This window comes from Fructobacillus sp. ESL1096, assembly GCF_058511985.1.
The window spans coordinates 203,068-217,642 of record NZ_CP196400.1 but is presented as its reverse complement, the minus strand read 5'-3'; the positions used below and the strand labels follow the sequence as shown (position 1 = coordinate 217,642).

13 protein-coding genes are annotated in these 14,575 nt (G+C 45.2%); 12 read left to right on the top strand and 1 reads right to left on the bottom strand.

Annotation, left to right across the window (positions count from 1 at the left end):
- The first annotated feature begins 79 nt into the window (after positions 1–79).
- The 4 genes from ACSYSR_RS00775 to brnQ all read left to right on the top strand — a co-directional run bounded on the left by ACSYSR_RS00775 (position 80) and on the right by brnQ (position 4,500).
- Positions 80–1,048, top strand: a complete 969-nt coding sequence (locus ACSYSR_RS00775) for a ribose-phosphate diphosphokinase (protein WP_252774113.1) — start codon at positions 80–82, stop codon at positions 1,046–1,048.
- A complete protein-coding gene (locus tag ACSYSR_RS00770; protein WP_489816404.1) occupies positions 1,045–1,971 on the top strand; it encodes an SGNH/GDSL hydrolase family protein in 927 nt (308 codons plus the stop codon). The genes ACSYSR_RS00775 and ACSYSR_RS00770 overlap by 4 nt, the downstream gene beginning before the upstream one ends.
- 2 nt (positions 1,972–1,973) lie before the next feature.
- Positions 1,974–2,966 (top strand): aldo/keto reductase, encoded by a 993-nt coding sequence (locus ACSYSR_RS00765; RefSeq protein ID WP_489816405.1) that lies wholly within the window; start codon positions 1,974–1,976, stop codon positions 2,964–2,966.
- Positions 2,967–3,132: 166 nt separating this feature from the next.
- Positions 3,133–4,500 carry a branched-chain amino acid transport system II carrier protein gene (gene brnQ, locus ACSYSR_RS00760; RefSeq protein WP_489816406.1) on the top strand — a complete coding sequence of 456 codons (1,368 nt, stop codon included), beginning with the start codon at positions 3,133–3,135 and terminating at the stop codon, positions 4,498–4,500.
- A 99-nt stretch (positions 4,501–4,599) separates the two neighbouring features.
- On the opposite strand, the gene ACSYSR_RS00755 is transcribed toward brnQ, so the two are convergent.
- Positions 4,600–5,547: a sugar-binding transcriptional regulator gene (locus ACSYSR_RS00755; RefSeq protein ID WP_489816407.1), complete on the bottom strand. Its 948-nt coding sequence runs from the start codon at positions 5,545–5,547 to the stop codon at positions 4,600–4,602.
- Positions 5,548–5,844: 297 nt separating this feature from the next.
- Between ACSYSR_RS00755 and ACSYSR_RS00750 the strand changes: the two genes are divergently transcribed.
- From ACSYSR_RS00750 to ACSYSR_RS00715, 8 genes are all read left to right on the top strand, one after another.
- A complete protein-coding gene (locus ACSYSR_RS00750) occupies positions 5,845–6,996 on the top strand; it encodes an NAD(P)-dependent malic enzyme (RefSeq protein ID WP_489816408.1) in 1,152 nt (383 codons plus the stop codon).
- Positions 6,997–7,029: 33 nt separating this feature from the next.
- On the top strand, positions 7,030–8,094 hold the full coding sequence (gene citC / locus ACSYSR_RS00745) for a [citrate (pro-3S)-lyase] ligase (protein WP_489816538.1): 1,065 nt from the start codon (positions 7,030–7,032) through the stop codon (positions 8,092–8,094).
- Positions 8,084–8,377 (top strand): citrate lyase acyl carrier protein, encoded by a 294-nt coding sequence (citD, locus tag ACSYSR_RS00740; protein WP_252774107.1) that lies wholly within the window; start codon positions 8,084–8,086, stop codon positions 8,375–8,377. The genes citC and citD overlap by 11 nt, the downstream gene beginning before the upstream one ends.
- Entirely contained in the window at positions 8,377–9,288 is a 912-nt protein-coding gene (gene citE, locus ACSYSR_RS00735) for a citrate (pro-3S)-lyase subunit beta (RefSeq protein WP_489816409.1), read from the top strand. The genes citD and citE overlap by 1 nt, the downstream gene beginning before the upstream one ends.
- A complete protein-coding gene (citF, locus tag ACSYSR_RS00730) occupies positions 9,278–10,816 on the top strand; it encodes a citrate lyase subunit alpha (RefSeq protein WP_489816410.1) in 1,539 nt (512 codons plus the stop codon). Before citE ends, citF begins: the two co-directional genes overlap by 11 nt.
- A gap of 104 nt (positions 10,817–10,920) precedes the next feature.
- A complete protein-coding gene (citG, locus tag ACSYSR_RS00725) occupies positions 10,921–12,336 on the top strand; it encodes a triphosphoribosyl-dephospho-CoA synthase CitG (protein WP_489816411.1) in 1,416 nt (471 codons plus the stop codon).
- 26 nt (positions 12,337–12,362) lie between these two features.
- Positions 12,363–13,151, top strand: coding sequence for an alpha/beta fold hydrolase (locus ACSYSR_RS00720; RefSeq protein ID WP_489816412.1), 789 nt, complete (start codon positions 12,363–12,365; stop codon positions 13,149–13,151).
- A gap of 67 nt (positions 13,152–13,218) precedes the next feature.
- The gene (locus tag ACSYSR_RS00715) at positions 13,219–14,538 is read left to right on the top strand and encodes a 2-hydroxycarboxylate transporter family protein (protein ID WP_489816413.1); all 1,320 of its coding nucleotides are present in this window, start codon (positions 13,219–13,221) and stop codon (positions 14,536–14,538) included.
- The last annotated feature ends 37 nt before the right edge of the window (positions 14,539–14,575 follow it).

Below are 14,575 nucleotides of genomic sequence, written 5' to 3'. Positions count from 1 at the left end.
AGATTAAGTCTTCGACCAGATTGCTTTTGGCAGTGGTCACAGTCAATAACATAACAAACTTGAATTTTTTGGAGTATTTATGACCGCCAATCCGAAATACCGTCTCTTTGATTTGGGTACCAACCCAGCTTTAACTGAGGCGATTGCGAAACAATTGCACACGCCTATTGCACCTGTAGAGATTCAGACTTTTGCTGACAACGAGATTTATGAAAGAATCGTGGATTCTGTCCGCGGGATTGACGTTTACGTTGTCCAACCAATCAGTGAACCAGTCAATGATAATTTTATTAAGTTGATGATTTTTATCGATGCCGCAAAGCGAACGTCAGCCAAGTCAATCAACGTGATTATTCCTTATCTTGGCTACGCTCGTTCAGACCGCAAGACGCGGTCGCGAGAACCAATTGTTGCCCGCCTGATGGCCAATATGTTGGAAAGTCAAGGTGTTAAGCGCGTCATGACGATGGACCTCCATACCAGTCAGGTGCAGGGATTCTTCGACATTCCTGTTGACCATCTAATTGCCATGCCTGTCCAAGCCAAATTTTACGAGGATCAAGGCTTGGTTGGACCGGATGTTGTCGTGGTTGCCTCTGGTTCGTCGACTTTGAAATTAGTTCAGCGATTGGCTGAAGTCTTGCACGCTCAATGGGCGATTGTCGATCAAGACCGGGATCCGCGGGTGAAGGCCGCGGTAACTGGAAACGTTGCTGGTAAGCATGCCATCATTTTGTCAGATATGATTGATACTGGTGAGGCAACGGTCAAGGCGGCCATTGCCGTTCAAAAAGCGGGCGCAAAGACAATTGACGCCTTGGCAACCCACGCGGTCTTATCAGGAGATGCTTCTCAGAAACTTCAGGAGTCAGTGATTGATCGGGTAATTGTCGCTGATACAGTACCAATTCCAGCTGAAAAGCAGTTTGATAAATTGACGGTCATTACAGTGGCTAAGCTCTTTGCTGAAGCAATTGGTCAAGTGATTGCCCACAAATCGATGGCCAAGGTCTTGTTGAGCCCAGATCAACGTGAGGATGCCGAATGATAAAAACTGATTTATTACAGTTTGCCTCGCCGGAATGGTCGGCGCTAGAAGAGGGTGGGGTATTGACCTCACAGTATGGTGCGTATTTGTCCGTGAAAACCCAAGATGAGGGGACGTTGACACTGACTTTTGCAAAGCATTATCCTAACTTGATTTGGACGGTGACGATTGACGGTGAAAAATCAGAAGACCTCTTGGTCGTTGCTGACCACGTTAGCGTTCATCTGCAGGCTGGTCACGACTACCAGTTCACTTTGGACCAGTGGGAGACGGGGCAGGTTGATTTTTGGCGGACGGGCCTGGTATTAACCAATCTCGTTTGGTCAGGTGACGAAGATCTTTTGACAGTTTTGCCAAAGGATGGTGCGGTCACAAAGCCTTATTTGACTTTTGTTGGTGATTCAATTGTTGCCGGTGAATCAATGTCCGGTTCCAATCATGACCACCACCAACCGGTGTTATCGTTTCCGGCTTTGGTGGCCGAGCACTTTGACCGTCCGTTAAACCGAATCGCCTATGGCGGAACAGGGTTGACCGCCCGAGCGCCATTCCAGGAACCAAAGGCCATTGATGCCCTCTGGCAAGTCGGTGAAGGCATTAGCCGCCGACGGGTGGCAACGGACCGAGTGATCGTGGCCTACGGACTAAACGATGCTAACTATGGCGCTAGTGACCAAGAATTCGCTTTTGGTTTGCGCGTCTATTTGTTAGAATTAGTAAAACGGTTCCATGGTGCTAATTTTTATTTATTAACCCCTTGGAATGGTGCCTTTGTGGACATCGTTTTGGCAGAAGTTGCTCGCTTTAGTAACTTTACCGTTGTTCGAGCGGACCAGTGGGGGATTCAGACACGACCCTACCACCCTGATGTGTTAGCTCATCAGAAAATTGCAGAACAGTTAGTAGCAGCATTGGAGGAATAGACATGGTTTACCAAGCAGCAGAAGATCGTTATGAAAAGTTGCCTTATCGTCGAGTCGCTGATTCTGGCTTGATTGTCCCCGCCGTTTCCTTTGGCCTGTGGCGTAACCTTGGCGATACCAAGCCACTGGAAAATTCTCGTAAAGTCATTTTAAAAGCCTTTGATGAAGGGATTTTCTCTTTTGATAATGCCTTTAATTACGGGCCCAACAACGGAACCGCTGAAGAAACTTTTGGCCAGGTCTACAAGCAAGATTTGAAGCCTTACCGAAATGAATTGGTGATTACAACGAAGGCTGGTTACCATATGTGGCCTGGACCAATGGGCGAATTTTCTGGTCGAAAGACGTTGATTAACGCCTTAGATACCTCACTGCAAAAGATGAACTTGGATTACGTAGACATTTTTTATGCTCATCGTTTTGATCCAAATACGAACTTGGAAGAAACTGCTCTGGCCTTAGATACCTTGGTTCGCCAGGGAAAGGCCCTGTATGTTGGGGTGTCCAACTATACCGCAGAACAAACGCAAGCCATTGCTGAAATCTTCAAGGAACTGAAGACACCCTTCATCGGAAACCAAGTTTCTTATAACATGTTAAATCAGGAGCAAAAGAACTCAGGCTTGCTGGATATCTTGGACCAGCACCATGCCGGACTCTTTGCATATGGGCCATTGGCAGAGGGCTTGCTAACCGATCGTTATCTAAACGGTGTACCAGAGGACTTCCCAATCCACAAGACGAATGGTTTCTTGTTTGAAAATGGTCGCGATGCTTTGGCCGCTAAGTTGCGGGCGCTCAATGAATTAGCCCAAGGTCGCCAACAGACGCTGAGCCAAATGTCATTGGCCTGGTTGCTCCAAGACAAGCGGGTTGCTTCCGTGGTGATTGGAACATCATCCGTTGATCATTTGATGGACAACCTTGAATTTACGAAAAACTTGGACTTTTCTGCTGATGAATTGGCACAAATTGACCAAATTATTAACCAGTAATTTTGTAAAATTGAAAGACCAATTTTTGGTCTTTTTTTAGTGTTCTTAAGCAGTTCAAAATAATTTTTTACTAGCCAGTCAAGACTTTTTCTTGTAAAATTGATAGGTATTTTGTTATCTAAAAAACTTGTGTTGTTTAGATAACCATGAATGGAGTTTAATATTAATGGAAAAGAAACTTAGTTGGAAACAAGCGCTACTCTTGTTTTCATTGATTTTTGGAATGTTCTTTGGATCCGGGAACCTGATTTTCCCGGTTCACTTGGGACAAGTTGCAGGTGCGCAATGGGGCCCGGCTACGGTTGGCTTTTTGCTGAGTGCGGTTCTCTTGCCGCTGTTAGCTTTGGTTGCTTTAGCCGTTACTCGGTCTGAATCCGTTTTTGATTTGATTCGACCATTAGGACACAGACCAGCCACAATTTTCTTGGTTGCCTTACAGCTTTGCCTGGGACCAATCATCGTGGCGCCGCGAACGGCAACGGTTGCTTATTCGTTTTCCTTTGCTAATTGGCTGCCAAAGGGTCAGCAACAAATTGGTCTGATTGTCTTTACTTTGATTTACTTTATCCTCGTTTATTGGTCATCAACTCAGTCAACGAAGCTATTGGATATTATTGGCCGTTACTTAAACCCAATTTTCTTGGTCATGTTAGCATTTATCTTTATTTTGGCCATTATCGCACCAATGGGTTCCACCCACCAAATGGTGACGACGGCCTACCAAGGCAATGCGATTGCACCGGCCTTTATTGAGGGTTACAACACGGTTGATGCGATGGCAGCGCTGATTTTTGGGGTGACGATTGTGCACTCTATTCAAAAATTAGGTTACAAAAAGCCTGGTGAAATCGCGAAGGTAATCATTAAGACTGGCACCTTATCGATGGTTGTTTTGGCTGTGGTTTATATTGGGTTGATATTGCTGGGAACCACTTCCTTAGCCCATATGCCGATTTCTAGTAACGGTGCCGTTGCTTTGACCAATGTGATGCTGTATTATTTTGGTCGCTTTGGTCAAATCTTTATCGCTGTGATGGGAACTTTGGCTGTTTTTACCACTGCCATGGGTCTGACAGCATCCTTTGCACACGATTTAAACCGCGTTTGGCCGAAGGTCTCTTATAAGGGATGGTTGGCTTTTGCCTCACTCTTGGCCTTTATTGTCGCAACATTAGGTCTCGACAAGATTATTGTTTGGGCTGTGCCCATCTTGATGTTCCTCTACCCCATTGCGATTGTGCTGATTCTACTGAGCCTGCTGTCACCATGGCTTGGTCAAGGCCGCTTTCTTTACGGTTGGGCACTGGGCTTGACGTTGATTGCGGCTGTGTTTGACGGCTTGTCAAACGCACCTTTTGCTAAGGACCTCGGCGGACTAGTTTCCTATAATGTTGGGACAACGACTCACGTCGGTTGGTACCAGGCCCATATTTTTGGTGCTGGTGCCGGCTTTGGTTGGATTGGCTTTGCCTTCTTTGGTATTGTGCTTGGCCTGGTTTGTCAAAAGTTTTTTGAAACAAAAACAAAGTCATAAAAAAAGGAGTGAAAACGATTTCGTTTTCACTCCTTTTTTGTGCATTGGAATAATTGTCCAGTAAAAAAAGCCCATCACTGGGATAGACTTTGTCATGCTTTATTCAGTTTCTTCGTTGATAATTCGGTATGCCAACGATTCTGACATCACTAAGTCAGTTAAAAAGCCACCACGAAGGGCACCAAGGGCTGATTTTGATTTGGCCTTAGAACGGACCACACCAATTCGCTTTGGTGTTGCAAGGATAGAATTCATATCCAAACCAACGACTTTGTCGGAACCAACGTTTAAGATATTGCCATTGATGTCGTATGGACGACCGTAAATCATGCCCGCAACTTCGCCTAACTTAACGTTGGGGAAGAGACGGTTGATGTTTTGGTTCCAAATGGCGATGGATTCAAGCGAAGCAATTGTGCCCATGCCAGTCAAAACTGTATCCATTTGTTTGGCCAAGTCAATGGTCTGTTTGATTGAAACGGCCTCATACAGACCATCGCGGACAGCATCATCGGCTAAATAGAGTGGAGCAGGGAGCGTTAAGAATTCACCGGCAACCTTTTTGGCAGCCCGTTCGACGATGCGTACGGAACCGGCCGTGGAATTGTACTTCATGTTTTCCCCGACGAATTGGGTAAACTTAATCTGATCTAAGGGATTGGACGTGATGGCATCAATCAGTGAGTACATCGTGTCACCCCAAGTCATACCGACGATATGGGGACCATTTTCCAAGTGTTTGACCACTAGATTGGCTGCGTAGTTTGAAATCAGGTCTTCAGTGGCACTGGTCGTGGTGTCATCTTGAATGATGTAGCAATTTGTGTTTGGAAATTTTTCCTTAAAAACTTGCTCTAACTGTGAATTACGGTTAGCAGAGGTGGCAATTTCAATCTTCACAACACCGGTTTTCACGGCTTCTGTCAGGTACTTGTTAATGAGGTACCGGGAAACGTCGTACTTGGTCGAAATTTCACCAAAGGACAACTTGTTTAAATAGTAGTCTTCAGAAATTTGCGCCAGTAAATTTGGATCCGTTGCGGACATATTGTCATCCTTTTCCTTCTATTATTGATTTTCTTTAATTTAATCCGTGATTTTTGGCTTAAACAAGAAATCATTAAATTGATTCTACTACAAAATTCAAGATATTTACAATCAAAGTGTCAAATATTTTAAAAGTAAGATAAATTCAAAGATGGCAAAAAACTTAAAATATTGAAAAAAGATTAATTATACATTTTATTTGTAAAAATATTAAATCTTTTTCTTTACAATCGACAATGCACAATTTAAAATGAATTTAGGATTTAATTCAAGTCTTCAAAAACAGAGGAGGCCAATATGGTAGATATGAATGAAGTCTTTGCACTTCATGAGCACCACCAAGGAGCCCTGACGATTCAAGGGACCTTTTCCATTAAGAATGCGACTGATTTAGCCAAGGCTTACACGCCAGGGGTGGCAGCTTTAGCCAAACAAATTGAGCGTCATCCGGCGGACCAAAAGAAGTACACCATTTCGGGTAAATTAGTACCGGTCATTACCGATGGATCGGCCGTTTTGGGGCTGGGAAATATTGGCCCTGGGGCTGGGTTACCAATTGTTGAGGGTAAGGCACTGATTTATAAAGAGTTTGCTGGTGTTGATGCGATACCGCTGGCTTTGAACCAGGTGTCAACCGAAGAATTTGTGGCAACAATTAAGGCAATGGCACCATCCTTTGCAGGCATTCATTTGGAAGACATTGCTGCACCGCGTGTTTTTGAAATTGAGCAACAACTACAAAAGGCTTTGGATATTCCTGTTTACCATGATGACCAGACTGGCACGGCCATTGTTGTGCTGGCGGCTTTGATTAACGCTGCTAAGGTCGTGGGCAAGTCCTTGACAGAATTGAAAATAGTGATCAATGGTGTCGGTGCTGCCGGGGTTGCGACTGCCAAACTCTTATTAGCTGCGGGAATAAAAAAGCAAACGCTCGTTGACATTCATGGCGTCATTCGAGCAGATAATTCAGTTTATAACCGTTTTCAACGCGATTTAGCAAAGCAAGTTGAGCAAGTCCAGGGGGAAAGTTTAGATGATGTTATCGACCAACAAGACGTCTTTATTGGTCTGTCAGATGAACATCTTTTGTCGACTAACCAAGTTCGCCGGATGGCCGACAAGGCCATTATTTTGGCGCTAGCCAATCCGGTACCTGAAATTTTACCAGAGGAAGCCAAGACGGGTGGTGCTGCTGTGGTTGCGACTGGGTCTTCTCAGTGGGCTAACCAGGTGAACAATATTTTGGCCTTTCCAGGTCTGTTTAAGGGCCTCTTGGCGACTGATTTAAAATCAGTTTCAATCGCACTGCAGCTCCATGTTGCGACTGCCTTGGCTAACTTGGTCGAACAGCCAAGGGCGGAAAAAATTGTGCCCGCTGTCTTTGATGCTGGTGTGGTTGCAGCAGTTGAAAAGGCGGTCTTAGTTTTTGCCAAACAGGAACATTAAAGTAGCAAGCTCAGGGAAAAAGGTGGGGCGACAATCGTGGAAAATATTCAACAAATTTATTTGACTAATCCAGCTACGAAAAAAGCTTGGCAACAGTTTTTGACCAGTCAAGGCCTTGATAACTTTTCCAACCAAGAATTGGCTGGACTCGATCAAACCTTTGCAATCTATGATGACCAAGAACAAATGGTTGGAACTGGCTCGATTGCTGGGCAGACGCTAAAATATTTGGCCGTTTCGACGGCTGGTGCCTCCAAGGGAGCTCGGTTTAATCGCTTGGTTTCAATGTTAGAAACGACTTTAGCGCAAGAAGGAATCTTTCATTTATTTGTTTTCACCAAAGTGGAATATGAACAAAGCTTTGTCCATGTTGGCTTTACGACTTTGGCGAAGACGAATACGGGTCTGATTTTAGAAAAGGGCTTACCCAATGTCGCTAGTTTTCGGGCAGCACTACCTAAAAAACCAGCCTCAGCAATGCGGGTAGCAGCGGTTGTTTTGAATGCCAATCCGTTTACCAAGGGACACCGGTACTTGATCGAAAAAGCGGCGCAGCAGAATGACTTCGTGTATGTTTTTGTGGTTAAGGAAGACCAATCATTGTTCACGACTGAAGAACGATTGGGCTTAGTTCAAGAAGGGACGAGCGATTTAACTAATATTGTGGTAGCAACCGGTGGCCCCTACATGGTCTCCAGTCTATCTTTTCCGGCTTATTTTCTAAAAGACGATAGTCAGCGGGTTTTTTATCAAACTCGGCTCGATGCCACTTTGTTTAAAGAACAAATTGCCAAACCACTGGCCATCACAAGCCGTTATGTTGGCACGGAACCGTTATCGCAAACAACGGGTCAATATAACCAGGCGTTAGAAGAAGTCTTGCCGCCAGAAGTTCAACTTGTGCTGGTGCCTAGAATGCTGGAACCGGCAGGTAGTCAGCAAGTCATTAGTGCCCGAACAGTAAGAAAGGCGATTGCAGCTGGACGGGTTCAGGAGGTAGTTGATATGTTACCAGCGTCGAGTGTCTCTTTTATCGAAAATCACCTTACCGACTTACAAGCAAGAATCAAGAAAGGACAAAAAATCGATGGAAATTAAGAAAACTGCCTTAGCAGGAACGCTCGAATCTTCGGATGTTCAAATCGTGGTCAGTCAAGGCACGAATGGCCTGGAATTTGACTTGGTTTCAGCTGTCGCCAAGCAATTTGGAGATCAAATTCAAGCAACAATTGAAGCAGTGTTTGCTGCCTATGATATTCAAAATGCTGTCATTAAGGTCGTTGACCAGGGGGCTTTAGATCCTGTTATTAAAGCGCGGGCGATTACTGTTTGCCAACGGGCTTTGAACCAAGTTGACCAGCCACAGTGGGAGGTGCTCTAATGGTTACAAGTGAACGTTTACGAAGAACCATGATGTTCGTTCCTGGTAATAATCCGGGATTAATCAAGGATGCCGGAATCTTTGGGGCGGACTCGATTATGTTTGATTTGGAGGACGCGGTTTCACTGCCTGAAAAAGATGCTGCCCGTTACCTAGTTTATGAGGCATTATCCCGTTTTGATTACGGTGATGCTGAACGAGTTGTCCGCATCAACGGTTTGGATACCCCCTTTTATCAAAACGACATTAAAGCGATGGTCAAGGCCGGCATTGACGTGATTCGTCTGCCAAAAACGGAATCGGCTGAGATGGTCCAAGAACTTGAAAACTTGGTAGCGGCGGCAGAACAGGAATTTGGCAAAGAAGTTGGCTCGACGAACTTGATGGCCGCAATTGAATCGGCCAAGGGGGTTGTCAATGCCAATGAAATTGCTGCTGCTTCTGATCGAATGATTGGGATTGCACTGTCTGCCGAAGATTATACGACTGATATGAAGACCCACCGCTATCCGGATGGCCAAGAATTATTGTACGCCCGCAATGTTATTTTGCATGCCGCTCGATCAGCAGGGATTGCAGCTTTTGATACAGTCTTTACGAACTTAGATGATGAGGAAGGCTTTATCCGGGAAACCAAGCTGATTCATCAGCTTGGTTTTGATGGCAAATCAGTGATTAATCCGCGGCAGATTCCTTTAGTGAACCAAGTTTATCAACCAAGTCAAAAGGAAATTGCTAACGCACAAAATGTGATTATGGCCATTAAGGCTGCCCGACAAAAGGGATCAGGTGTGATCGCCATTAACGGTCAGATGGTTGACCGACCGGTTGCGTTACGGGCAAAACGAGTAATGGCGTTGGCGCAGGCAAACCACCTTGTTGATCAGGAGGGAAATAACATTGAAGAATAAAGTTCAGCGTGAAATTCCAGATGAAATTTTGAACCAATACCATGATGGTGGTTTTGAATCAGTTGACTTTGGTCATCCAACAATTCAAAGGGTGGCACCAAAGGTGCAAGCGCAGACTGGCCCTAGTAAGGTTGTTGATTCAATTCACCAGGTTGTCCATGATACTGTTCATGATGGCATGACAATTTCTTTTCATCACCATTTTCGTGAAGGTGACTTTGTCTTTAATATGGTGATGCGCGAAATTATTGATGGCGGTTATCAAAATCTTTCGTTAGCCCCTTCATCATTGACGAATGTGATGAATGATATTGTGGTGGAAGCAATCGAGAAGGGTGTGGTCACCAATATTACTTCTTCTGGGATGCGGGGGACTTTGGGGAATGCCATTTCCCACGGCGCCCTTAAAAATCCTGTGATTTTCCGCTCACACGGAAACCGAGCACGGGCAATTGAGTCCGGTGACATTCAAATCGACGTTGCCTTTTTAGGTGTGCCGAATGCTGATGAAATGGGGAATGCCAATGGAATGGATGGGGAAACTGCCTTTGGTTCTTTGGGTTATGCCCTGATGGATGCCCGTTATGCCAATAAATTAGTTTTGATCACAGATGATTTAAAGCCTTATCCCAATACCCCGGCCTCCATTCAGCAAACGCAGGTTGATTATGTGGTCAAGGTGGACAAGGTTGGTGACCCCGATAAGATTGGTTCTGGGGCGACCCGCTTTACCAAGGACCCAAAGGAACTGCAAATTGCTAAAATGGTGAACGAAGTTATCACACACTCACCATATTTCCAAGATGGCTTTTCTTTTCAGACTGGTTCTGGTGGAGCGGCGCTGGCCGTGACCCGTTTTTTGCGTCAGTCAATGCTTGAAAAGCAAATTAAGGCATCCTTTGCTCTGGGTGGCATTACCAAGCCAACGGTTGACCTCTTGCAAGAGGGCCTAGTTGCTAAAGTTATGGACGTTCAAGACTTTGACAAGGGGGCTGCTTTCTCGATGCGAGAGAGCCCTAATCAGCAGGAAATCGATGCATCATGGTATGCTGACCCGGCTAACAAGGGCGCCATGGTTGATAAGTTGGATGTGGCTATCCTTTCAGCCTTGGAAATCGACACTGATTTTAACGTGAACGTGATGTCAGGCTCCGATGGCGTCATCCGCGGAGCAATCGGTGGCCATCAGGATGCGGCAACGGCTAAGTTGACGATTATCTCCGCTCCCTTGGTCCGCGGTCGGATTGCCACGGTCGTTCCAGCGGTCACTACGGTGATTACACCGGGTGATTCAATTGATGTTTTGGTGACTGAAATTGGCGTTGCGATTAATCCAAAACGTCAGGATTTAAAGGACGCTCTGGCAAAGGTGCCGGGTCTGCCAATCTATTCAATTGAAGAGCTGCAACAACGCGCGGAGAAATTGGTTGGTCGACCTAAGCCACTGGCCTTCGAAGACCGGGTGGTAGCCTTGGCTGAATATCGTGATGGCACTTTAATTGATGTTATTAAGGAAGTGCAAGATTAACAGTTAGATTCGAGGGCTGGGAAACCGGCCCTCTTTTCTATTGCAGTCGGTGCTTGTTGTTTTTGTTAGAATAGACAATAGAAATCAGTTTGGAAGGAAAGAAGATGCTTGAATTGTTTGCCGATGGTCAGGCAGTTACCTTAGACCAAGTTTTAACTAATCGCGAGTGGCGGTCAGCCGTACAGCAACAATTGGCGATTGATTTTCCTGACCAGGTTGTTTTGGCGGTGAAGCTAAATATCGCCGGCCCAATTAAAAATAGTCCAAAGATTCAGCAAGTTTTTATGGCTGGCTGGCAGGTCATTCAGCGGGCTTGCGCGGATGCTGCCATTAAAAAAGTTTATGTGGATGAACAGCGCATAACCGGTCCGGAGGCCTTTTTGGTTCTAGACGGCCAGCTAAAAAAATGGAAGCAGAAGTTGGTGCACTTCGAGGACAACTTTGCTCTTGGCCGTTTGTTTGATTGTGATGTTATGATTGATTCGGCGGAAAGCTACCAATTTTCACGCCGAGACCTTGGTTTATCTCCTCGGCCTTGTCTGGTTTGTGATGACGATGCCAAGGTCTGCGCTAAAAAAGGGCATCACTCGCTTGCTGCTGTTCAGGCTGCTAGCAATCAGTTGTATAGAAATTATTTTGTGACTGATTTAATCTTGCCAAAATGGTCGCAAGATTTTGTGGCGGATGCAGCGCTTGCTGCTTGTTTGCAAGAAGTTGTTTTAGCACCAAAGCCAGGTTTGGTTGACCCGCTTTCAGCCGGGGCCCATCACGACATGACGGTAATGACCTTTGTTGATTCAGCCGTAGCACTAAGGCCATACTTTGAGCGGGCTTTTCAATTGGGACAAGACTGTAGTCAGGCGGAGGCAATCGATTTGTTAAAGCTTCTGCGCCCAGCAGGTGTTGAAGCCGAACAGGCCATGTATCTGGCCACAAACGGGGTGAATACGCATAAGGGTGCGATTTTTACGTTGGGGATTCTCATTGCCGCTTATGGCTTGGCAATTCAAGGTAAAGAAGCAACGACCTTGCACAAGGTCTTACATTTTGTTCGAAAAATCAGCGCCAATATCTTAGAAAATGACCTGGTCAGCCCGCACCCCAGTGACCGGCAAGCAGAAACAGCTGGCTCCTACCAATACCGGACTTACCAGTTAACAGGAGTTCGGGGTGAGGTTGCTGCCGGCCTGAAAGCGTTAGCACAGGTTGGTCTGCCGACATTACGGGACCGGCCGGGCTCCATGACAAATCGTCTTTTGGATACGCTAATGGCACTGGCGGGGGCAATACAGGATTCGACGCTGATTAAACGTGCCAAGACGAAAGCAATTGTTCAACAAATGCAAGACTGGGTCGATGAATTTTTCACCCTGGGTGGTGCTGAGACAGCAGCCGGTCAAAAATACTTAACGACGTTGAATCAAACGATGATTGAACAAAATTTGAGCATTGGTGGGGCGGCAGATTACCTGATCTTAACTATTTTTATTGGTCGCTTATCGGGATTGTTGTCATCATAAGCAAAAGAAAAGGGGAATGTGGGAAAATGGCTTTTTTTACAACGAGTGATGGTGTTCAAATTAATTACACTGATCGAGCGGGGGTTGGTCCCGTTGCAGTTTTACTGTCGGGATTTTCAGGCATTCAAGCCGAATGGTCTTATCAAATTCCAGGATTAACAGCGCGTGGTTACCGGGTCGTGACCATGGACTGGCGGTCACACGGGCAATCGGAACGAACAACGAAAAACTTGCGTGTTTCTCGCCTAGCGGCTGATCTACAGGAACTCTTTGAATTATTAAAAATTGATCAAGTGACTTTGGTTGGCCACTCGATGGGTGGATCGGTTATTTGGGCCTATCTGTCGCTATTTGGACAAGAAAAGTTGAAACAGTTGGTTATTGTTGATGAAAGCCCCAAGCTGCTCAACGAAGGAAACTGGACGGCCGGCATCCGCAATCTGACTTGGTCGACTTTTGGAACAGTGTCTAAAACCTTTATTAAACAACACTTGACCGCTGTGCCGGTTGCGCCAGAATTTAAAGCTTTGTTGAAAGAAGATAAGCTGAAAAATCCTTTCGATTTTGATTTGGCCTATCCTTTGATGAAAAACCACTTGCTGGAAGATTGGCGCCAGGACCTAGCTGATTGTACGTTGAAAACACTTTTTGTTGCTGGTGGGGCTTCGCCTTTATGTAAAATCGGTTATTACCATGATTTCGAAAAGCTATTGAACCATCAGTCTTATTTAAAAATTATCCAAAAAGCAGGTCATTTGCCTCATTTAGAAATTCCTGAAGAATTTAATCAAGTATTTTTTGAATTTATTGATTAAATTTATAAAATTATGATAAAATACCTCTAGATACGATAACAGATGCCATTGTTGCAGGAGAATGTAGATGAAGAAAGATAGACAACCGTTTGGTGCTATCAGCTTCTTTTCGAATTTCGAAGCCAAGCTGAAAATCGTTGGTTTAGGGGGAACAGCATTCTTTTTGATGACCCTTTTATTATTTGTGGTTCTTTGGATGGATGTCTTACCCGATAATATGGGCGGGGCACTGTTCACTCTGGTTATTTTCGGTGGCGCCCTGTACTACCTTGGTAGTCATTTGCCAATTTTTAAGTCCTATTTGGGTGGTGGATCGGTTTTTGCCACTGTGGGCGCAGCTATTATCGCTGGCTTGGGTTTGGTACCGAATAGCGCGATTGGCACAGTGCACAACTTTATTTCGACCTCCAATTTTTTGGAATTTTATATTGTGTCGCTGATTATTTCGGCTATCTTAAAAATGGACCGACAACTATTATTAAAATCAGCGGTACGGTTTTTACCAGTTGCCTTCTTGGCAATGGTCGTTAATTTCTTCGTCGTTGGCCTGGTGGGGCAGTTATTAGGGTTAGGATTCGTGCATACGTCGCTCTATATTTCCTTCCCGGTCATGGCCGGTGGTGTGGGAGCTGGCATTGTGCCGCTATCGACCATTTATGGTTCTGCGCTGGGAATACCAGCCGGTCCCATCTTATCGCAGCTTTTCCCAGTCCTCGTGTTATCGAATTTGCTGGCTATTATCGGTGCCGGTCTCTTAGTTAAAAATACCGAGCAATCTACTTGGAATGGTCATGGCGATCTATTAAAGACACCGGGTGAGATGCGATCTACCGAGACGCTGACCAATAAAATTGAATTTAACCGACTATTGGTGGGGATGATGGTGGCCATGGCTTTCTATTTAATTGGTTTGATGCTCCACCATTTGCTGCCCAGCGTCAACGCCTTTGCCTTTCTGATTTTGGTGGCAATTGCTGCTAAGGCTAGTAACTTGGTACCAACTTACTATGAACAGTCTGCAGTCCTCTTTGGTCAACTAATTGTGCAGACACTGACCAAGGCATTATTGGCTGGTGTTGGATTGGCCTTACTTGATTTGTCCGCCTTACTAAAGACGGTGACTTGGCAATTGGCCATCTGTGTGATTGTTTCAGTCGTAACGATTGCATTAGCAGGGGGCTACCTAGGTAAAATCTTTGGTCTCTACCCAGTTGAGTCGGCTGTAACTGCTGGTTTGGTTAACAATTCAATGGGCGGAACCGGTAATGTTGCAGTTCTTTCGGCCGCTAACCGGATGAATTTGATTGCGTTTGCACAGATGGGAAATCGAATTGGTGGTGCCATCGTTTTGGTCATTGCTGGGTTTTTTATTACGGTTTTTGCTTAATAATTTAAAATAAATCTAATCAAATCTAATCAAATCT